This is a genomic window from Veillonella sp. 3_1_44 (assembly GCF_000163715.1).
Lineage (GTDB): Bacteria > Bacillota > Negativicutes > Veillonellales > Veillonellaceae > Veillonella > Veillonella parvula_A.
The window spans coordinates 563,604-584,865 of the sequence record NZ_GG770199.1; the positions used below are offsets into that span (position 1 = coordinate 563,604).

A 21,262-nucleotide genomic window follows, 5' to 3' on the forward strand; every position below is an offset into this window, starting at 1 on the left:
GTTAACGATCCTTGCGTTTTGCAAGAATTGTTGATAAGTAGTTGAGTTTAGTATCTTTTGGTATATTATCTAAACCTACGAATACTTGCTCATCAGGCAAACCTACACGGCTAATCATAACCGCATCATCTGCCATATTATGTTTAATCAAGGTTTCTTGTACTTCATCAAAGTTTTTATATACCTTCATGATAACTGCATCATCTGCAACAGCCAATACAGCATCGATTTTTTCTTTAGGCGCTGTAGCTGGAACGATGGCCAATACTTCTTCCTTCTCTACGATTGGGTAGCCAAGGTGAGATCCGATTGCACAGAATGCAGTAACGCCAGGAATTGTTTCAATTTCATGACCTGTATTTTCAATCAAACGGTATACATACATATATGTGCTGTAGAACATAGGATCACCTAGTGTTAAAAATACAACACTTTTACCTTCATCTAAGTAAGACAAGATAACGCGTTTAGCCTCTTGCCAGCCTTCCTCTTGCGTAGAATCATCCAACACCATTGGGAATACTACGGGAACGATTTCTGTATGTTCTTGGATATATGGGGATGCGATATCAAGGGCTACGGAACCATCTTTTTTTTCTGTTTTAGGTGTGATGATAATATCTGCTTCACCTACGATGCGAGCAGCTTTCACAGTCATTAATTCAGAATCGCCAGGGCCTACGCCAATACCATATAATTTACCTTTCATGGGTATCTCCTATTCTTATAGTCTCACTTCTATTTATAATTGCAATATCTTTTATTATAACCAATTTATACAATATATACAAAGATACTATTTAATATTTGGAATTGCAGGACGATGTGGGCTACGTTTGCCATACAAATCATCAATACAATCTTGCACATGTTGACGGAAAATATCATGAATCGCTTCATATTCACCTAGAGCACTATGAATTGGTTTAACCGCATATCCTGCTCCAGAAAGTTCATTAACAACACTATCCTCTTCGTCACCAAAGAGATCATTTTGTGCATGATCCCCGAGTACCAATAATAAAGGATGTACATAAATTGTTTTTGGACGTTTACCATCAAGCCATTCCCAAGGCATTGCTACATCTGACACATATGGTGCGTTTTCAAGTACAGCAATACGCACATTCGTAAGTCCATTACGGATTAGCTTAAACTGTAAATTACCATATGAAGAATTGCCAGAACCAAGACCTCCATGACCGACCAATAACAAACCATCATCTTTGGAAATATTAAGAGATTTAATGAAACGGTCAATCAAGATTTGGTAATCATCTGGGTGCTCTTCTTGTCCCATATAGTATACGAGAGGTCTACCTACACGCAATACTTCGAGTTGACCTTCACCTTCATGAGCAAGGACATTATTTTTTAATTTATCGAACTCTTCACCACCGGTGAAATGAAGTGGCTGCACATATACATGTGTATAACCTTCTTGAATCAGTTTTTCTAACGCCCCTTGTTCAGTAGGAATCTCAATACCACGCTCACGTAAGCGCTTAACGATGATACGAGAGGAAAAAGCTAATTCTACAGTATAATCCGGATACGATTTACGAATATGTTCTACTACGGAATCGATATTATGTTCACGAGCACTGTCCACAGTGGATCCAAAGGCAACAACTAAGATAGCTTGTTTCATGAATGTCTCCTTATATTAACTAATAATGTATCTTAATCATACCATAGACCATTCTATAGGGGCATACCGTGGTACGTATAAAATAGAAATTATTCTTATCTTTCATGGTAAATGTAAAAATCCTCCTCATTGGATGTCCAACAAGGAGGATTTTTATTAATGTGAAAGAGTGGAGTGTTGTATGTCTAATTATGTAATAACAAATATCATCAAGAAATCAAACCTTGCGCTTCTAAGCGAGAATTTGTCATGACAGGTTTGACGGATTCTCTAGGCATGGGCCGTTTACGATCAGACATGCGGATAGCTTGACCTAAATGTTTCAAGAATAAATCTTGTACATATGGATTTTCCCCAAGCCCTTCATTCCAGATATCAACATTGTAGCCTTCCTCAGCGAGTAAAGCATAAATGGAATCGGAGCGTTCACCGCCAAGATAGTCCATTAAATGTGTAGAACCTATGAGAGCCAATGGTACAACTAATAAATCTTTATGCCCCATACGATCCAAGAAAGTAAGAGCTTGTTTAAAAGTAGGGAAACCATTTGTAGTAAATACTACTACGTTTGGCGCTGCTCCATACATAGCTTTTAATTGCAATGTACTGAACTCTAATTGATTTTGACCATTCGCCATGAGCACAACAGATTTATTAAGTGCTTTTGTATTAACGTGACGAACAATGCTTTCTAATGTTGCTTCATAATCATCGGCATAATTTTTTACACCTAAAGAGGTAAGCAATGGTTTACCAATATTTACCTGGCTAAAACCATATTCATTGCTATGTAAAAATTTTAATGCTTGTTTGCGCATTTGTTGGTAACACTGATCTGCCACCAAGGTAATAGGTTGAATGTACACCTCATCGATACCCATACGAGCGAAATCTTGCATAGCCTCTGTGAAAGAAGAAATCTTATCTTCGTACTTCTCATTCCACTTCTCTACTAATGCATCAGATAAGAATACACGGCGTACCTCCATATCGCTATACATGGAACGTACTTTTTTCTCTATACTGCCAATGGATTTCTCCACAGCATCTTGGTAAATTGATCCAAAGGATGCAATAATTATGCCTTTCATATGTGACCTCCATATTACTCATACATGAAACAACTTTCACAATTGAAAATTGTTATCAACTACTATGTAATAATAGTACAAGATTAATCTATAGAAGTCAATGAGAAAAAATATCAAAATTAATATTTATAACGATTAATTTAGTTGTAGTAATATTATGGGGCCCCATCAAAATATATTTAAAATAAAATTACTCATATATTCACATATTCATATCCTTATAACCAACAAGAATATAATTATAAAATGTACTATCATACTTTATTCATCACATTAATTTATTAATAATCTCTCAAATTCCTTATACTTCTAGGGGTATAGGGTTTATTGACACCTGTTTTCCGCTTTGTTACGATTGAAATAAGGTTATATATATGCGATGAATCCATAGTTTTCATATAATAGAACTATGTAAATGATTGCATATTAGTGTAGTTATAGTTATAGATAGGAGTATAGAAATGAAAAAACAATTAGCTTTAGCATCCGCTATTCTAGGTCTTGCAGTATCCTTTGGTGCACCAGTTGTATCTAATGCTGCATATCAATTAAATGAGGAAGTAAAAGATCCTACACCAGCATTGAAAGAAGCCGCTGCAATTGGTGTTCGTACACATAATACAGAAGCTTTACAAAACTTGCCAAACAAAGATGCTATGGTTGTTATGAGCTTTGGTACAACTTATAAAGATACTCGTGTGAAAACAATCGATGCTACTGTAGATGCTATTAAGGCAGCACACCCAAATACTAAAGTGATAACTGCTTTCACAAGCCATATTATTCGTGATCGTATCCAACAAAAAGAAGGTATAACATACCCTACACCTGAAGAAGCTTTAGCTGAACTTAAAAAAGATGGTTACACTCGCGTTGCATTGGCATCTCTAGATGTAATTCCTGGTATGGAATATAACTACGATGCAGCAGTATATAATTTATACAAAAATGATTTCAAAAAAATGACACTCGGTACTTCTCTTATGTACTGGATGGGTCAAGAAAACCAAACTGACCAAGTTATTGAAACATTAAAAGCTGTTCAATCCCAATTCCCTAAATTAGGTAAAGAAGATGGTCTTCTTATCATGGCTCATGGTACTCCAGATCCTTCCAATGCATACTATTCTGTAATTCAAGACCGTATCCATACTCTTGGCATGAAAAATGTATTCATCTACACAGTAGAAGGTACACCAAATCTTGAACAAGTTATCCCTCAATTGAAATTACATGGTATTAAACATGTTACATTGATGCCTTTCATGATGGTTGCTGGTGACCATGCAAACAACGACATGGCTGGTAACGAACCAGATTCCCACAAATCCATTCTTGAAAAAGAAGGCTTCAAAGTTGACACTTACATCCATGGTTTAGGTGAAAACCAAAACATCCGTAACTTATTTGTTGAACGTGCTAACGAAGCTTGGGATGCATTAGAAAAATAATCAATATAACTAAGATCGTTATTGCATATATAACATTCATAGGAGTACATCATGAAAAAACTACTACTCGGTAGTATCGCTTTGGTTATGATTGTACTAGCACTAGCTGGGTGTGGTAAAACCACATCCAGCTCTTCTGCTACTACGAAGGAATTGACCTTTAATGGCCAAACCTATACTGTACCAAAGGATCCACAAAAAATTGCTGTATTATCTAATTCTGTTTTATCTATGCTTTATGCTGTCGATGGTAAGGCTATTAGCCGTGCCAATACAACGGATAAACTAGCACCAGAGTTAGAAGCTCTACCAGCTCTTGGTCAAACTGCAAATATCAACATGGAACAATTATTAGGCTTGAAGCCAGATGTAGTATTGGGTTTAGTAAATCAACATAAAAAATATGAATCCCAATTACAAGCTAATAATATTCCAACCGTACTTTTTGATTACGATGGTATTAAAGATAATGTACCAATGTTAACATTTCTTGGTGAATTAACTAATCATCAAGATAAGGCTAAGTCTGTTATTACTACCTATGAAAACAATATTACCAAGGTAAAAGATGCAGTTAAGAATCAACAACCTGCACGTGTTGCCGTGTTACGTGCCACAGGAAAGGGTGTAACTGCCGAAACTGATGAAGCAGTTACTGCATCAATGGTAAAAGAACTAGGTATGACAAATGTTGTCTCCTCTCACCTAGATGGCACAACCAAGGACAAAACGGTCCCTTACTCTCTTGAAACATTGACAGCAGATAACCCTGATATTATCTTTGTTGTTACAATGGGTAAAGAAGAAGAAATTACCAAAGCTATGAAACAAGCTATGACAGATAATCCTGCATGGGCTAATTTAAAAGCCGTACAAAATAACCGCGTAATATACTTACCATCTAAACTATTCCTATTAAACCCAGGTCTACAAACACCTGAAGCTATGGCACGTTTAGTTAAAGAAGCATACGGTATTAATGTTACATTCTAATATATTACGTCATGCGAAAGAGGGCATCCCCCAAATAGGGAATGCCCTCTTTTTTATTAGTATCAAGCTACTCAACTAATCCTTTTACGCGTACATATTTTTTATTATCAAATGTATCAAGTTGTACATCTACAGAGAATACATCTCTAAACAATTCATCCGATATAATTTTACTTGTCTCTCCTGACGTTACTAAATGACCCTCTTTTATAATAGCCATATAATGTGAATATTGAACCGCCTGTGTTAGTTCATGAAGTACCATGAGAACGGTTAAATCTTGTTCCTTATTTAATCGTTTCAATAACTCCATAATTTCTAATTGGTGATTAATATCTAAATATGTTGTTGGTTCGTCTAAGACTAATAATTTTGGTTGCTGTGCTAGCGCCATAGCAATCCAAACGCGTTGCCGTTCACCACCAGATAGGGATGGGATTAATTGTTCTCGCAAATGATTCGTTTTTGTGATATCTAATGCATAATCAACGATTTCACGATCTTCTTTAGCCGTGTTTTTCCACCATGTTTGGTATGGATACCGTCCGCAATATACCAATTCTTCTACAGTCATATCCTTTGGCATATTCGGTACTTGTGGCAAAAATGCCATTTGCCGTGCCAGATGATTTTGAGAATATGATTGTAACGGTTTATCAAATATGGTAATACATTCATGAGGACTATGGATATAACCAATCATAGATCGTAAAAGCGTACTTTTACCACAACCATTAGGCCCTATTAATGTCGTAATTTTACCAATAGGTACCGATACATTAATATCATGTAGAATATGACGATTACCAAGAGTTACGGATAACTGTTTTACATCAATAGCAGTATTCATTAGTTATCCCTCCTCAAGAGATACAAGAAGAACGGCGCTCCAAAGAATGCCATAATAATACCCACTGGTACCTCTATAGGGCTCCACATAACACGTCCTATTGTATCACTGACAACAAGAACTAGGGCGCCTAATAATGCGGATCCAGGCAGTAAATATGCATAGTCGTTACCGATTATAAGACGTAACATATGGGGAATAACCAAACCTACAAATCCGATAAGCCCAGCTATACTTACAGCACCAGCCGCTAAAAGAGCCGCCACTGCAGTCATAATAAACCGTGTTTGTTCTACTTTAAGGCCTAATCCCTTTGCAGTTTCATCACCTAAACTTAAAATGGTAAGTCGTTTAGCTCCTAAACAGGCAAACATAAGGCCAACTATGGCATATGGAAACAGCACTTCTACTTGAGGCCAACTGCGTGCAGCGAGTCCTCCTACCATCCAAAGCAATGCCCCTTGTACACGATCACCGTAGAATACAAGTAGTGCTGAAATACCTGAGCCTAAAAAGGCTGCGACCGCAACACCAGCTAAGATAATACGACTAGGTCGCACTCCATTTTTCCATGCTAATGCATACACCATGAGTGCTGCAGCCATAGCACCTAAAAAGGCCACTAAAGGAACTATATAATCATATCCAGGAAATAAAATAAATATGATAACACCAGCTAGTCCTGCACCAGAGGATACCCCTACAATCTGTGGATCTGCTAGGGGATTTTTCATAACTGCTTGCAAAATTGCACCAGATACAGCTAGACAAGCCCCCACTAACGCGGCTACAATATTGCGAGGCAATCGAATATTCCAAATAATTTGTGAAGATGTGTCAGTTAGCTCACTAGACCATAATGTATGCCAAATCTCAGCTAATGATACGGGTGTTGATCCCCAAATAAGAGATATAATCATGCTCATAATAACGGCGATGATTAAGATACAAATCACTGATACACGAAATAATTTTCGTTCATTACTAGATGCCATATGAACCCCCTCTCAAAATTAACTATATTATAAGAAATTTAATATAGTATAATTATCGTGTTTAGCTAATTTATGTTTAGCTAATTATTGTGAAAAATATATACAGTAAAACCCGAATCGCAAAACTACTAAAACACGATTCGGGTTTTGTATTATTTAGATTCTTTACCTTCTACAAAAAGCATGTCATTGCGTTTTACGTCTGTGTAAAGCAATGCATTACATACGGAGGCAGCTATTGGGCTACCACCTTTGTTGCCTTTTACAGTGATGTAAGGAACTGGGGATACTTCCATCAAATAATCTTTGGATTCTGCAGCACCTACAAAGCCTACAGGGATACCAATAATAAGAGCTGGTTTAATGCCTTCTTCAAGAGCAAGGCGCAACACTTCATACAATGCAGTTGGTGCATTACCGATAGCAACGATTTGTCCTTCTAGTTGTTTACCAAAGGTACGCATAGCCGCAATGGAACGAGTTACACCTAATTCTTTAGCCATTTTAGCTACATTTTCGTCTTTAATTAAGCAGTGCACTTCATTGCCGCGAATTTTAAGAGCTGGCTTAGAAATACCTGTGCGAACCATTTCTACATCTGTATAAATGTCTGCACCATTATCCAATGCTTCAATACCTTTTTGAACAGCATCAGGGCTCATTTTTACGAGTTGAGCATATTCGACATCACCAGACGCATGTACTGTACGAGATACAACGCGCACTTCATCATCTGTTAAGCCTAAATCCTTTACATAATCATAAATGATTTCCATGCTTTTATCTTCAATAGCTTTAGGATTTTTAACGTAATCCATTAGTGTCCTCCCATAATTTAAAGAATTCATCATTTGATGATACCACGTGACTTTCAAGTTTAACACGTGGACGATCGATAACAATAACATGGATACCAAGATCCATAGCAGCTTGTAATTTTGTATCAGCACCACCTACAAGGCCAGAGTTTTTCATAACTACAACGCTTGCCTGTGTATCGTGGAACATGATGCGGTTCATATCATAAGAAAATGGACCTTGAACAGCAACAATGCGCTTAGGACTCACGTTGAGGTCTTCCATCATTTGTAACACCTCTGCAGTCGGCAAAATACGTGTCCATACTTCACAATCTTGTAAAGCCTCAGATTTAGCAAAGATATGCATTGTCTTACTACCTGTGGTCAAATACACATGTTTATTGTTTTCCTTTGCCAATTTGCCAGCTAAATTAGCGGCTTCTACCTCATCCACTACAATATGTAATTTATCATAGTCTGGCAATGGCACCTCTTTACGTTCAAAGCGAACAAAAGGAATACCTTCAGCTTTTGCTGCATCTTGGGCCGTAGCTGTAACAATAGCCGCATACGGATGGCTTGCATCGATTAATAAACGTACGTTGTGTTTCTTAATCAAATTTTGCATAGCCTCTTGATCAAGACGGCCCGTATGAACAGTAATGCCTTTATGGGCAGCAAGCTCTGCCCCATATTGACTCACAACAGTAACGAGAACCTCTTCACCTGTCCGTTCTTGGATGTCTACCGCTAAGGTACGACCATCTAAGGTACCAGCGATGACCCAAATCATAATTTGTAGCCTCGAGGTGTAATCATGCGACCATTTTCAACATAGGTTTGACTATTGCCGATAATAACAAGTGTTTGCATATCCACTTCTTCGTTTGTGAAATTCTCAAGGTCAGAAATTACCATGTGTTGCCCTGGACGACCTGCTTTTTGCACGATGCCAACAGGTGTTTTAGGATCGCGGTATTTAAGAACGATTTCACGAACTTCATCTAAATGAGTAACGCGTTTTTTACTGCGCGGGTTATACAAGGAGATAACCATGTCACCTTGTGCACAAAGGTCAGCACGTTTTTTAATTAAATCCCATGGAGTCATCAAGTCACTAAGAGAAATAACTGCAAAGTCATGCATCAACGGAGCGCCTAAAACAGAAGCCGCTACGTTTACAGCACTAAGGCCAGGTACGATATCTACGGAAGGACGTTTTTCTGCTGGTACTTTATTAGCAAGTTCCAACACAAGACCTGCCATGCCGTATACGCCAGAGTCACCAGATGATACAACTACGACTTGATGGCCTTCTACCGCTAAATCAACAGCTTGTTGGCAACGATCTACTTCTTGCATCATTGCAGTACCTACAGTTTCTTTGCCTTCAATGAGGTCTTTAATCAAGTCAAGATAAGTCAAATAACCTACAACACGGTCAGCCGCTAAGATAGCTTCGCGTGCTTGAGGCGTCATAAACTCTTCATCGCCAGGGCCTATGCCAATTACTTTGATGTTACCTGTGCAATGGCTACCGTTGTTTTGGGATAAATTGTTTTGTGCTGTATTAGTGTTCGGCTCTTGGCCGCTAGTAATGCCGTTGTCTCGCATACGTTTCCTACTCCTATAGTTCCTTTTACAAAATTAGATTCTTTTAATTCTTCTTCTTCAATGAGTGGTGCCATCTCCTCCTGTGTATAGAACACGATAGGCCACCCCATTATTTGCATAGCCTCTAAGAGGCCTACTTCGTCTTGTTTAACGATGACCGATGCGGCCGTTACAAGGCTCTTTGGTGAAAGCTGATGTGCAGTCAAAGATTGTTGTATAGCATCAAGGATTAATTCCTTTGGCGTATCACGACGACAGCCAATCCCCATCGTATAGGTACGAGGGCGTAAAATCAATTGATGACCATACTCGGTCATTACTTTGTCCGTAATGACAACGCGAGAAGCACCCTCTTCAGCGCTTTCATTTTTACATGGAATAGAATCTAGTTGTTCCAAAGAAACAACGTGAACTATGCCATGTTCACCAATATAAGCTTTTGTAGCTTCCTCTAAATGATCAGCATTCTCTAAGCTTGCATCGATATAATAATCAACGCGCTCTCCCCCAACGATGGCAGAGTTCACATTAATTAAGGTTTGAAAATCATCTACTAACAGATGCTCATGGCGCGCCAAGACGTCAGGCGCTGGCAATCCGTTTACATCCGTTGCCGTTGTAATGACCGGGTCCGCATCGATGGCCAGCGAAATGGACTGCGTCCATTCGTTAGCGCCCCCAAGGTGACCAGATAATAAGCTAATCACATGGTGTCCTACTTCGTCCATTACGACTACCGCAGGATCCTTGGATTTATGTTCAATATATGGTGCAATCATACGCACTACGATGCCAAGCGCCATAATACATAGTACTTGGTCATAATCCTTAAAAATCTGTCCAATATGATTTTTGAGGGAATCAAAATAAATAGCCTCTCCACCAGAGGAACGGTTTTCCTTTTCAAAGCAATCCGCATGAGGTGCCACCAAAGACTTGATGCGTTGACCTAGCTTCGCACCTCGTTCAGAAACGGAGAGAATAGCCGTTCTATTCTTCTTTGCTCCCGTCATAGGCGCACCAGTTTCTAGTTCTTTCATCATACTAGTCCTTAGCACTGCGGTACATGTGAGCGAAGCCTTTGTCATAGAGTTTAGATAATTCGTATTCACTATCTAATACATGACTTACTACAATCATAGCTTGGCGCAATACGCCTTCTTTAGCTACAATATCCGCAATGGTTTCCAATGTGCCACGGATAATGCGTTGGTCTGGCCAGGACGCTTTTACCACGATAGCCACTGGAGTTGTTTTGTCATAACCACCCTCGATGAGTTCAGCTACAACCTTATCTAACATTTGAACGCTAAGGAAAATACACATTGTCGCTTCATGAGATGCTAACATGCGCAATTTTTCCTTTGGAGGCATCGGTGTACGACCTTCCATACGCGTAATAATAACTGTTTGAGATACATTTGGTAATGTATACTCTTGTTTCAAAGCCGCTGCTGTAGCAAGGAAAGAGCTTACACCCGGCACGACTTCATAAGAAATGCCCATGCCAGCCAATGCATCCATTTGCTCTTGAATAGCACCGTAAATAGCAGGATCACCTGTGTGAAGGCGAACTACACGTTTACCAGCCTCAACGGCAGCTTTCATAACAGCTAAAACCTCATCAAGGTTCATCGTAGCACTGTTATGAATTTCACAACCTGGTTTACAAGCCTCTAAAATGGCAGGGTTTACCAAGGAACCCGCATAAATTACAACATCTGCCTCTTGCACTAAACGATACCCTTTGCGAGTAATTAACTCAGGATCCCCAGGGCCTGCACCTACGATATGTACGTCAACCATATTACTCTCCTTCTGCGATACGCGTTGCAGATACAATGAAAATTGGACTCAATGGGTCTAACAAATGATAGGGACCAGCCTTGCGGTAACGGCTGATGGACATTTGGTAACCTTCATACGTGAAAGGACGACCTTTCAACTCTTTCAAGATTGTATAACCAGTCTCCATCGTTACAGCAGTTACTACTAGACGGCCACCTACTTTTAAAAGACGTTGCGCTTCGTCCATGATGCCTGTCATGCCACCAGCGCTACCACCGATGATAACCGCATCAAGCTCTGGCAATTCTTCCATGCCTTCAGGAGCTTTGGATTTGATTACGGTCATATTATTTACATTGAATTTCTTTATATTCTCATTGATAAGGTCGATACCTTTATCAAAGCGCTCAATTGCATATACATGCCCTTTAGGAGCTGCCAAGGCTGCTTCAATAGAAATAGAGCCCGTACCAGCACCTACGTCAAGGACTATGCTATCCTCCTCGATGCGTGCCTCATTCATAACGGCTTTGCGAATTTCGCACTTCGTCATCGGCACATCGCCGCGGATAAACTCCTCATCAGGAATTCCGAAAAAATGTCTCATCCTAGTACCACCATTACAGAATGACCAAAGCCTTCAAGCTCAGTTAACACCTCTAGCGTAGAGTCTACGATTTTTTCATCATCATAACTCAAGCGCTCAAGGGCTGCCGCTCTCGTTTCTTTTGGCCAACCTGCATCTATTAAAATACGCGCAATATGCGCTGGATTATATTCAGGATCCGTCAAGAATCCCATCTTTTTACCTACTTCATATACGAGTTTCTCTGGTGCCGGTTGGCGACCGTGAAAGCTCATTAAATCCGCATCATGCCATACCTCATTGAGTCGGGCAAAGGCAAAGGTCATAGAACTAATACCTGGTACCACCTCAATAGGATTAGCAGTAAATTTCTTCTTTAAATAGGGCAACAAGCTATAGTAGCCTGTATCACCACTAACCATGACCACCACGTCATGGCTCTTGAGCTCCTGCTCAATTTGTTCGGCTAATAAACTAAGTTTACCCGTTACAGGATATGTAATTTGTCCAGGCTCTTGAAAGTCCTCTAAGGACCGTTCACTGCCTACCAATACTGTAGCATGTTTAATTAAATTAAGGCCTCTAGGCACCACATAATCAGGATTACCCGGACCAATGCCTACGATATACAAGGTATGTGCCAATGTTCAAGTTCTCCTATCTCTTTTGCATGCTTATCCATTGCCAAAATCTCACCTTTTAAGGTCGTAATAATGATCCCCACCTCTGCTTCGTTAGCTATATAACGCTCACTACGTAGAGATGCACGATCTACAACACGTTGGTACACACCAGTCAGGCCTTCTCGCTCCAATATAGGGAATGTAGACTCTGTAGTTTGGCAATTAAATAACTCTTCACAAACCGCTTGCGATGCCCCTTCTAAGGCTGCATAGGCCACGATGCTTTCCATACGGCCATCACTCATGCGATTATGAGTATGGAAGCTACCACTAGCTAGTTTGATTAACTTACCGATATGACCGATAATTAGGATTCGCTTAAATCCAATCTGTACAGCCTTTTCTAGCATAAATCCGATAAAGTTACTCGTTTCTGCCATTTGGTTCTTATGGATACCTAATACTTGCTCTGCAAGATCTTGACCAATACGCCCCGGTACGAGAACAGCTGTTTCACATCCGTTAGCCTTCATAACTTTCAGCTGTGGTACTAACGAGTTCTTAAACCCTTCTTCACTCATAGGCTTAACAATACCTGTAGTACCAATAATAGAAATGCCACCTTCGATACCAAGTGTATGATTTAATGTTTTCTTAGCTAATACCTTACCATTAGGAACACTAACGGTTACCGTCACACCTTGACCATGGACACAATGTTCTTCAAAAACTATTTTCATCATTGCCCGGGGCCCTGGATTGATAGCCGGTTCTCCTGGTGGCATAGCAAGGCCTGGTTTCGTTACAGTACCTACACCAAAGCCAGCTCGAAATCGAAGTTCACCAGTATTGTCAAGGGACACTGTCGTTTCTACATCATTTCCATGAGTTACATCAGGATCGTCGCCGCCGTCTTTCATGACGGTCACCTTCGCCTCTGTATCGGATATAATCTCTACCGCTTTAATAGGAACCTCAATGTACTGCCCTTGAGGGTTCTCAATGACCACTTGGTCCACAATATTCTTATCTAAGAGGGCCAATAAACCAGCTTTCATACCTGCCGTAGCACATGAACCTGTGGTATATCCACCCTTCATGTCCTCCACTTTCATAAGGCCTCCTACACTGATAGTATTAGCGACACAAACGAGTCTAACTAACCTATCCTATGGACATATAGTATTAAGAACGGAAGTTAACGAATTGCAATTCTACAGGGATATCCAATTGTTTTAACATTTGGATTACTGCTTGCAAATCATCTTTATCCTTACCAGATACGCGCACTTGATCCTCTTGGATAGAGGCTTGCACCTTAATTTTCATGTTTTTAATTGCTTTTACTACTTCTTTAGCATTTTCTTTAGTAATGCCTTTTTTAATCGTAATGATTTGACGAACTGTTGCACCTGCTGCTGGTTCAACTTTGCCGTAGTCAAGATTTTTAATCGCTACATTACGTTTAACCATCTTGCCTTTTAATACATCGATAATGGCATTCAATTTGTATTCATCATCACCGATGATTTTGATAGTGTCGCCTTCAAGACTAATTTCCGCTTTAGAGCCACGGAAATCATAACGCGTACCAATTTCTTTTTTTGCTTGGTTTACCGCATTATCCACTTCCTGCATATCCACTTCAGACACAACGTCAAAGGAACAATCTTTAGCCATTTTATACCTCCTACACCTGAACCTGTTGGGCATAAGGTTCATAGCATTACTTTCATCATCCTCATATTCCAAGTGAAAGTGTAAAACTACACCAAATCAGAATACATCTCTATAATTATACCTTAAAATACGCTTATTTTCTAGGTAAATCGATTTTCTTAATTATAATTGTTAGCTATGTATTAATAAGGTTTTTATAAGTATAGTGAAAGTTCTCTAATACGGTTATGCAATACACAAGACAAATAATAAAAAAACTAGCAACATACATAATATATGTACATTGCTAGTTTCTGTATAACGATATTACGTTGTATTTAGTTTATAGCTAAGAACTATAACTAAAATACTAATTAAGCCAAAACTAAAGACAATACAAATTCAAAGGAATTCTACAACCAATTATATTATAAAACGTTTACCGCATCATATGTAGGTTGTACAAGCCATTCGCCTTTGGAGTTCATGATTCCCCATTTACCTTTAGACTTAACAGAGCTGAAACCATGGTTAAAGGACTTAGCGTCTTCAATAAGTTTGTTTGTATCTCTAAATAAAATATGACCATTATTATCTATGATTGTATAGCCCTCTTTACCAGTATGAACCCATGTTACAGTATCGTTGTTGAACGGTTCAATAGTTGCTTCTGTTTGAGCAGAATACAAGGATTTACCACTATTCATATCGATAAGGTTTTTAACATGATCTTTCACAACTACTAAACGATCAGTCCCTGCAAAGGAAATAGAATCATATTTAAAGGTTACTACTTGCTTACCTGTTGATACATCGAAAATGCCCCATTTCTCAGTCTTATTGTCTCTTAACGCTAATAGACCATTTAATTTATCCATTTCACCTGCATCGTAATCGCCTGGTTGAATAACAACTTCACCTTTACGGTTCACAAAATATAAGTTACCAGCATCTTTAATTACTGTGCCATAAGCTGTGATAGGCCATACTTTATCTTTTTTGCTGTCAATAACAATATTACCAGAGCGATCGATATAGCCACGTTTTGCACCATCATAGGCAAAACCACCTACGTGATAATGTTGACCACCTAAAAGCGCACCTCCAAGGATACCGCCCACGATGAAGCCACCTACAAGGCCACCTAAATTAAAGCCACTCACGGAGCGGCGGTATTCAGCCAGACCATTACGGTATCTATATACCTCTTTCGATGGAGCATTAAATAATTCTTTACCAGTACCATCAATAGCTACAATTTTACCTTTAGCATTTTTAACAAAAGCACGGTCTTCGCTAAATCCAGTCACGATTTGACGGAATTGTGGAGCAATCACTACTTTGTCGTCAGTAGTTTTAAAGCCATATTTACCTTTTTCTTTAAACTCTACATAAGAATCACTTGCATACTCTTGAGTTGCTTCTTGTTTAACACGTTCTTTTAAAGCTTCCTCTTCAGAGATTTCTACACCCTTAGGGGTAACCCAAGTGTCTGTTTTCTTATCTACTTGAGCTAACACATTGCCCGTTTTATAATCAACATCTTTAATTTCTTTATATTTAGGCTCAATAGCAACGGTACCATCTGGACGGATAACACCCCATTTACCACCTTGTTTCATAGCTGCCAATACACCATGTTCAAGCACTTCGTCATTTTTGAAAGTAGTGCCTTTACCAGATTTTAAAGATTTAGGAGCATTGCGATAAGGGTTTAATGCGCTCGCCACATCAGCTGCGATATAGCCAGAAAGTGCACTACGTTCTTCAAGTTTTTGAGGAGTCATTACGCCTACACTAGCTTTAGTGCTTTTAGAAGAGCTAGAGCTCTCTGTACGAACAGTAGAAGTTGATGTAGTCGTTGTATGTTCCTCACGAGTTACACGTGTACTAGTAGATGTTGGTGTGTCTTGGTTTGTTACCGTTGTGCTACTAGTAGATGTCGTAGTGGACGCCGCAAAAGTTGTTGTAGACATAGCCGCTAACACACATGCGACTAATACAGATTTCTTGTTAATATTCATAAACCTCTCCTTTTATAGAATAAGCTATAACCATACAGTCCTTAACATACATATATAGTTCATAAAATATACTGTTATAACTAAACACACAGTTTTACAGTAAAAAAAGTTCACACATAAATAATGTATAAAATTTAATAATTCAAATTATACTATATGGACCTTCATAAAAACAACGAATTATGAAAAATTCTTCATTTATATTTTATTTGTTATAATAATACGTATGAAAACAGCAACAATAATCGACTTAATTGTAGATTCTGGTGTACACACACAATCTATAAATCATGTTATAAAACAACAGCATATCTCCCAGCGCATGAGACGCCGTTTACGAAATGAAGGCATCATAACAGTTAATGGTAAATTTGCTACTTGGAATACGCTCATTCACGGTGGCGATCATCTCGTTATGAAGTTAACACCAGAGCAAGAGTTTAGCCTAAGCCCTATGAGTTTAGATATCATATATGAGGATGAGTATATCTTAGTCATTAATAAGGCGGCAGGGATTCTCATGCATCCCACTTCTACTGTACGGAATCATACACTGGCAAATGGTGTACTTCATTACTACCAAGAAACAAATCAGCATTATGATTTCCATCCCGTACATCGATTAGATAAGAATACTTCTGGTATTGTCATCATTGCTAAGACATCCGTAGTACAACATGCTTTTGATAAAAAACACACCCATTTTTACAAAATCTACGACGCCATTGTAGAAGGGCATCTCCCTTCTGTGCGTATAAGCATTAACTGGCCTATAGGTCGTAAACCAGACAGTATCATTGAGCGTTGTTGTACAGACCAAGGAAAGCCGGCTCGCACGGATATAACAGTGGTTAGTAAAAATACAAGCAAATTTAACTATAGTAAAAACAACTCTGATGATATGATTAATAATAGTAATATATGTCCAGCTGACAACTCTATAATAGTTTATAATCACTTTACTCATGTGCAATGCTTATTACACACAGGGCGCACTCATCAGATTCGAGTTCATTTATCTCAACTAGGGTATCCACTAGCTGGTGATGACTTATACGGTGGTCATCTAGAATTTATTCAACGCCAAGCACTGCATGCATCGCACGTAAGCTTTTACCATCCCATAACAAATGAATGGCTCGAACTGCATGCAGAGATGCCAGAGGATATGAATGTATTGCTGAACGATTGAGCTGATATAACACCACTAAATAAATGCTAACACACAGAAATACCCCACATGGGTCACAAAATAAGACGAAATTTATGCATAAGTTATACAAAAAATATTGGCCCTTTATAGTGTTTCTTGATATACTTAACTTGAATTGATATATGATTGCAATAACAGAAATTCATCTAGTTCTTACAAGCTAGAAATATTAGCAGTCACAGTATTAATAACATGATATAACAGGCCCTATGGCCAAGGAGGACAACATGCCATTAGTTACTACTACAGAAATGTTCAAAAAAGCCTATGAAGGCGGCTATGCTGTTGGCGCTTTCAATGTAAACAACATGGAAATCGTACAAGGTATTGTAGATGCAGCAAAAGAGGAACAATCTCCTCTTATCTTGCAAGTATCTGCAGGCGCACGTAAATATGCTAAACATATTTACCTTGTAAAACTTGTGGAAGCCGCTCTTGAAGACAGCAATCTACCAATCGCTCTTCACCTTGACCACGGCGATTCCTTCGAAATTTGTAAAGACTGTGTAGATGGTGGTTTTACATCCGTTATGATTGATGCATCGCATCATGATTTCGATGAAAACGTAAAAATCACAAAACAAGTTGTTGAATATGCTCACGCTCACGGCGTTGTAGTAGAAGCAGAATTGGGCCGTTTAGCAGGCGTTGAAGATGATGTAAACGTATCTGATGCAGATGCTCGCTTCACTGATCCTGAACAAGCTGCTGAGTTTGTCCATCTCACAGGTGTAGACTCCTTAGCAATCGCTATTGGTACTAGCCATGGTGCATACAAATTCAAAGGCAACCCTTACCTCGATTTTGATCGTTTAAAAAAAGTTGGCGAATTATTGCCTAACTTCCCAATCGTATTGCATGGGGCATCCTCCGTATTGCCTGAATTCGTAGCAAAATGTAATGAATTTGGTGGCAACATCCCTGGTGCACAAGGCGTACCTGAAAAAATGCTTCGCAAAGCAGCTCAAATGGCGGTTTGCAAAATCAATATTGATACAGACCTTCGCCTTGCTATGACTGCATCTGTACGCGAATACTTGGCTCAAAACCCATCTGAGTTTGACCCACGCAAATATTTAGGACCTGCTCGTGATGCTATTAAAGGCATGGTAGCTCACAAAATCAAAAATGTATTAGGTTCTTCTAACAAACTATAATCAATGACTAGTGGATTTTTAAAAGGAACCTTAATTTTAACAATTGCCGGTTTCGTAGTGAAAGCCATCGGTAGTATCAACTGGATTCTTCTATCCCGTATCTTGGGTGGTGAAGGCATCGGTATCTACCAGATGGCCTTTCCTATCTATTTGTTACTATTACAAATTTCGAGCGCAGGTGTGCCGATTGCCATCTCTATTTTGACGGCAGAACGATTAGCCTTACACGACTTTGGTGGTGCTAAGAGAGTATTCAATATTTCTTTTACAATGTTGACTATAACAGGTTTTATCGCCAGTCTTGCCATGTACTTTGGTGCAGATTGGTTAATCTCTAGTGGTCTCATTGCTGAAAGCCGTGCCTACTACTCTATCATCGCGCTCGCTCCGGCAGTATTCTTTGTAACATGGATTTCCTGTTTCCGCGGGTATATCCAAGGCTATGAAATGATGACGCCCACAGCGATTAGCCAAATTGTAGAACAATTGCTACGGGTTATCGTTATGCTAGGTGCTGCTGCTATTTTATTGCCTTACGGTTTACCAGCCGCAGCAGGTGGTGCTAGCTTGGGTGCAGGTGTAGGTGCTTTTGGAGCCTTCCTGGTGCTGTTGTATTATTACTACAAATTACCTAAGGCTAGTAGTACTGGTGAAAGCTATGATGGCCCTCGTGAATCAGCTAAAGAAATTTTGTCACGACTCTTAACATTGTCCATACCAATTTCCTTAGCAAGTATCATGTTACCGTTGACGGCGAATCTCGATTTACTTATCGTACCACGTCGCTTATTAGATGCGGGGTTCCCGATGAACGAAGTAACAGAACTCTTCGGTTACCTTACCGGGATGGCAGTACCACTCATCAACTTAGCTACCATTATTACCGCAGCCCTTGCGACAAGCATTGTACCAGCTATCTCTCATGCCTTTGCCAAACGAGATCATCAAGGTATATATGATCGCACTGCAGGCTCTATGCGACTAACATTTATGGCAACCGTACCATTTACAGTGCTATTGTATGTACTGGCTGCCCCCACCGTTACACTGATTTACAATGCGCCTAAGGCAGAACTAGCAACGCAAATCACGGCGTTCTCTATATTCTTCCTAGGTGTACATCAAGTAACAACAGGTATCTTACAAGGGCTCAACAGGCCACGTATTCCAGTCATAAATATGGGAATTTCCCTCATAATCAAGGTTATCCTTAACTGGACACTGACTGCTATTCCTTGGCTAGGCATCGGCGGTGCCGCCTGGGCAACCGTTGCTGATATAGGCTTTGCCGCATTACTCAACTTGATTTATATCAAAAAATACACAGGCTACTTCCTCGATATTTCCCTTCTTTGGAAAAACGTGGTCAGTGCCGGTGTTATGGGTATACTCATCTTCTTGAGTTACCACTATTTAACAGATATCTTACCAATGTGGGCTAACTTTATACTCACTGGTATCGAAGGCTTATTGCTCTACGTTATTATCATGGTCCTTTTAAAAGGCCTCAATAAAAACGATGGTGCTAGCATGCCACTCGTTGGTAGATTCTTTAGATAAGCTATATATACTTACATAAAAATAGGTTCCTAATAGTCACCTATATGACCATTAGGAACCTATTTTTTATTTACTTATTTTAATCTTCTTCTTATTTTAAGCCTGTATACCTATCATTGTTAAAATTTCCATTATAATTGGAATTACTACAACAAATAGTATGGTACTAATCATAACTAAACCTGTAGCAAATGGTAAATCAGCTTTTGATTCATTAGCTACAATTGGCAATACTGCAATAACAGGTCCTGCTGATTGTACAACAAAGGTAATGATTGCAATTGGTTCTAGAACAATGCCTGCTCCATATTGTAAAGCCGTAATCAAACAGAACATGATAATCGGGGATATGACAAATCGTCCTACAATCCCACCGATGGAGTCTTTATTTAAACGCATACTTTTTAAGCCAGCATCATGAAGCACAATACCAATATAGATTAACGACAATGGGGTTACCATATCGCCTAAGTAATTCAAGGTAGTATGCAAAATTGGAAGTAAAGGAATTTCAAAGAACAAGAAGATTAATGCCACAAAAAAACCTATCAAAGGTGGTGGTAATAACTTCTTCCAATCAAATTTAGGCTTCTTACTTTTACCTTTAGTAGATACTAACCTATTATTTATACTATCAATCTTATGGGAACCATTATTAAAATCTACTTCAGAATTTGGTAGTGGATCTAGTTCTATAAGGAATACCCCTACCATCCATACGGAAATAGTGTTACCGATGTAATATAAAAGGAAATACGGCAGCGCATCTTGCCCAAAGAGTGCAATTTGCACTGGTAACCCAATAAATAAGCAGTTATCATTTACTACCATATTGATAAAAATACCACGTCGTCCTTTAGGAACTTTCAGCATTTTCATCATAATGAAAGCTACGATATATGCAATAACATATGTTAAGACAACCACTAACATGCCATATCGTAAATTCCATATATCTGAAGTATGTAGGTGATGTAATACAGATACAAATACTCCCGCTGGTAATGCAACCGACATGATAAATCGCGATAAATTACCACTAAATGTGGGATTAAACATGCCCCGCCCTTTTAATATATATCCTAACAAAATAAGTAGCACAATAGGTATGATACTTTGCAAAGATGTTAGAAAAACCATAGTAAACCTCCCGTACAGTTCATTCGTAGTTTATCATATCATGTTTCGCAATAAACTTATACAACTA

The 21,262-nt window shown here is 39.0% G+C and carries 21 protein-coding genes; 5 read left to right on the forward strand and 16 right to left on the reverse strand.

The features are described 5' to 3' along the window. Window position 1: 1 nt before the first annotated feature. The 3 genes from cobI to HMPREF0873_RS02660 form a co-directional block, all read right to left on the reverse strand. Window positions 2-709 (reverse strand): precorrin-2 C(20)-methyltransferase, encoded by a 708-nt coding sequence (cobI, locus tag HMPREF0873_RS02650; protein WP_004696248.1) that lies wholly within the window; start codon window positions 707-709, stop codon window positions 2-4. An 87-nt stretch (window positions 710-796) separates the two neighbouring features. Beyond that, window positions 797-1,651, reverse strand: coding sequence for a sirohydrochlorin cobaltochelatase (locus tag HMPREF0873_RS02655; protein WP_038125428.1), 855 nt, complete (start codon window positions 1,649-1,651; stop codon window positions 797-799). A 209-nt stretch (window positions 1,652-1,860) separates the two neighbouring features. Next, window positions 1,861-2,742: a sirohydrochlorin cobaltochelatase gene (locus HMPREF0873_RS02660; RefSeq protein WP_008714159.1), complete on the reverse strand. Its 882-nt coding sequence runs from the start codon at window positions 2,740-2,742 to the stop codon at window positions 1,861-1,863. A gap of 461 nt (window positions 2,743-3,203) precedes the next feature. On the opposite strand from HMPREF0873_RS02660, the gene HMPREF0873_RS02665 reads away from it, so the two are divergent. Together HMPREF0873_RS02665 and HMPREF0873_RS02670 are read left to right on the forward strand one after the other, a co-directional pair. Then, window positions 3,204-4,193 (forward strand): sirohydrochlorin cobaltochelatase, encoded by a 990-nt coding sequence (locus HMPREF0873_RS02665; RefSeq protein ID WP_004696254.1) that lies wholly within the window; start codon window positions 3,204-3,206, stop codon window positions 4,191-4,193. Between the two features lie 51 nt (window positions 4,194-4,244). Beyond that, window positions 4,245-5,186: an ABC transporter substrate-binding protein gene (locus HMPREF0873_RS02670; protein WP_004696256.1), complete on the forward strand. Its 942-nt coding sequence runs from the start codon at window positions 4,245-4,247 to the stop codon at window positions 5,184-5,186. A gap of 67 nt (window positions 5,187-5,253) precedes the next feature. Here HMPREF0873_RS02670 and HMPREF0873_RS02675 read toward each other — a convergent pair whose 3' ends face one another. The 12 genes from HMPREF0873_RS02675 to HMPREF0873_RS02730 all read right to left on the reverse strand — a co-directional run bounded on the left by HMPREF0873_RS02675 (window position 5,254) and on the right by HMPREF0873_RS02730 (window position 16,125). Then, a complete protein-coding gene (locus HMPREF0873_RS02675; RefSeq protein WP_008714162.1) occupies window positions 5,254-6,036 on the reverse strand; it encodes an ABC transporter ATP-binding protein in 783 nt (260 codons plus the stop codon). Beyond that, window positions 6,036-7,031, reverse strand: coding sequence for an iron ABC transporter permease (locus tag HMPREF0873_RS02680; RefSeq protein ID WP_008714164.1), 996 nt, complete (start codon window positions 7,029-7,031; stop codon window positions 6,036-6,038). The genes HMPREF0873_RS02675 and HMPREF0873_RS02680 overlap by 1 nt, the downstream gene beginning before the upstream one ends. Before the next feature lie 152 nt (window positions 7,032-7,183). Continuing rightward, window positions 7,184-7,849 (reverse strand): precorrin-8X methylmutase, encoded by a 666-nt coding sequence (locus HMPREF0873_RS02685; RefSeq protein WP_004696261.1) that lies wholly within the window; start codon window positions 7,847-7,849, stop codon window positions 7,184-7,186. Beyond that, window positions 7,836-8,624, reverse strand: a complete 789-nt coding sequence (cobK, locus tag HMPREF0873_RS02690; RefSeq protein ID WP_008714166.1) for a precorrin-6A reductase — start codon at window positions 8,622-8,624, stop codon at window positions 7,836-7,838. The genes HMPREF0873_RS02685 and cobK overlap by 14 nt, the downstream gene beginning before the upstream one ends. Continuing rightward, window positions 8,621-9,310 (reverse strand): precorrin-3B C(17)-methyltransferase, encoded by a 690-nt coding sequence (gene cobJ, locus HMPREF0873_RS02695; protein ID WP_004696265.1) that lies wholly within the window; start codon window positions 9,308-9,310, stop codon window positions 8,621-8,623. Before cobJ ends, cobK begins: the two co-directional genes overlap by 4 nt. Before the next feature lie 29 nt (window positions 9,311-9,339). Next, the gene (locus HMPREF0873_RS02700) at window positions 9,340-10,485 is read right to left on the reverse strand and encodes a cobalt-precorrin 5A hydrolase (protein ID WP_050756199.1); all 1,146 of its coding nucleotides are present in this window, start codon (window positions 10,483-10,485) and stop codon (window positions 9,340-9,342) included. 4 nt (window positions 10,486-10,489) lie between these two features. Next, window positions 10,490-11,251 carry a precorrin-4 C(11)-methyltransferase gene (cobM, locus tag HMPREF0873_RS02705; protein ID WP_004696269.1) on the reverse strand — a complete coding sequence of 254 codons (762 nt, stop codon included), beginning with the start codon at window positions 11,249-11,251 and terminating at the stop codon, window positions 10,490-10,492. Between the two features lies 1 nt (window position 11,252). Next, window positions 11,253-11,840: a precorrin-6Y C5,15-methyltransferase (decarboxylating) subunit CbiT gene (gene cbiT, locus HMPREF0873_RS02710; protein ID WP_004697307.1), complete on the reverse strand. Its 588-nt coding sequence runs from the start codon at window positions 11,838-11,840 to the stop codon at window positions 11,253-11,255. After that, on the reverse strand, window positions 11,837-12,463 hold the full coding sequence (gene cbiE, locus HMPREF0873_RS02715; protein WP_008714169.1) for a precorrin-6y C5,15-methyltransferase (decarboxylating) subunit CbiE: 627 nt from the start codon (window positions 12,461-12,463) through the stop codon (window positions 11,837-11,839). The genes cbiT and cbiE overlap by 4 nt, the downstream gene beginning before the upstream one ends. Continuing rightward, the gene (gene cbiD / locus HMPREF0873_RS02720; protein WP_038125431.1) at window positions 12,439-13,557 is read right to left on the reverse strand and encodes a cobalt-precorrin-5B (C(1))-methyltransferase CbiD; all 1,119 of its coding nucleotides are present in this window, start codon (window positions 13,555-13,557) and stop codon (window positions 12,439-12,441) included. Before cbiD ends, cbiE begins: the two co-directional genes overlap by 25 nt. Window positions 13,558-13,627: 70 nt before the next feature. Continuing rightward, complete coding sequence (locus tag HMPREF0873_RS02725) at window positions 13,628-14,122, reverse strand: YajQ family cyclic di-GMP-binding protein (RefSeq protein ID WP_004696277.1); 495 nt, start codon at window positions 14,120-14,122, stop codon at window positions 13,628-13,630. A gap of 407 nt (window positions 14,123-14,529) precedes the next feature. Further along, the gene (locus HMPREF0873_RS02730; RefSeq protein WP_038125432.1) at window positions 14,530-16,125 is read right to left on the reverse strand and encodes a WG repeat-containing protein; all 1,596 of its coding nucleotides are present in this window, start codon (window positions 16,123-16,125) and stop codon (window positions 14,530-14,532) included. Between the two features lie 226 nt (window positions 16,126-16,351). On the opposite strand from HMPREF0873_RS02730, the gene HMPREF0873_RS02735 reads away from it, so the two are divergent. The 3 genes from HMPREF0873_RS02735 to HMPREF0873_RS02745 all read left to right on the forward strand — a co-directional run bounded on the left by HMPREF0873_RS02735 (window position 16,352) and on the right by HMPREF0873_RS02745 (window position 20,055). Further along, a complete protein-coding gene (locus HMPREF0873_RS02735) occupies window positions 16,352-17,317 on the forward strand; it encodes an RluA family pseudouridine synthase (RefSeq protein ID WP_008714175.1) in 966 nt (321 codons plus the stop codon). 248 nt (window positions 17,318-17,565) lie between these two features. Beyond that, complete coding sequence (gene fba, locus HMPREF0873_RS02740) at window positions 17,566-18,495, forward strand: class II fructose-1,6-bisphosphate aldolase (protein WP_008714176.1); 930 nt, start codon at window positions 17,566-17,568, stop codon at window positions 18,493-18,495. Window positions 18,496-18,498: 3 nt separating this feature from the next. Further along, window positions 18,499-20,055 (forward strand): polysaccharide biosynthesis protein, encoded by a 1,557-nt coding sequence (locus tag HMPREF0873_RS02745; RefSeq protein ID WP_008714178.1) that lies wholly within the window; start codon window positions 18,499-18,501, stop codon window positions 20,053-20,055. A 96-nt stretch (window positions 20,056-20,151) separates the two neighbouring features. On the opposite strand, the gene HMPREF0873_RS02750 is transcribed toward HMPREF0873_RS02745, so the two are convergent. Continuing rightward, window positions 20,152-21,195: an AEC family transporter gene (locus HMPREF0873_RS02750; RefSeq protein WP_038125434.1), complete on the reverse strand. Its 1,044-nt coding sequence runs from the start codon at window positions 21,193-21,195 to the stop codon at window positions 20,152-20,154. Window positions 21,196-21,262: the final 67 nt, after the last annotated feature.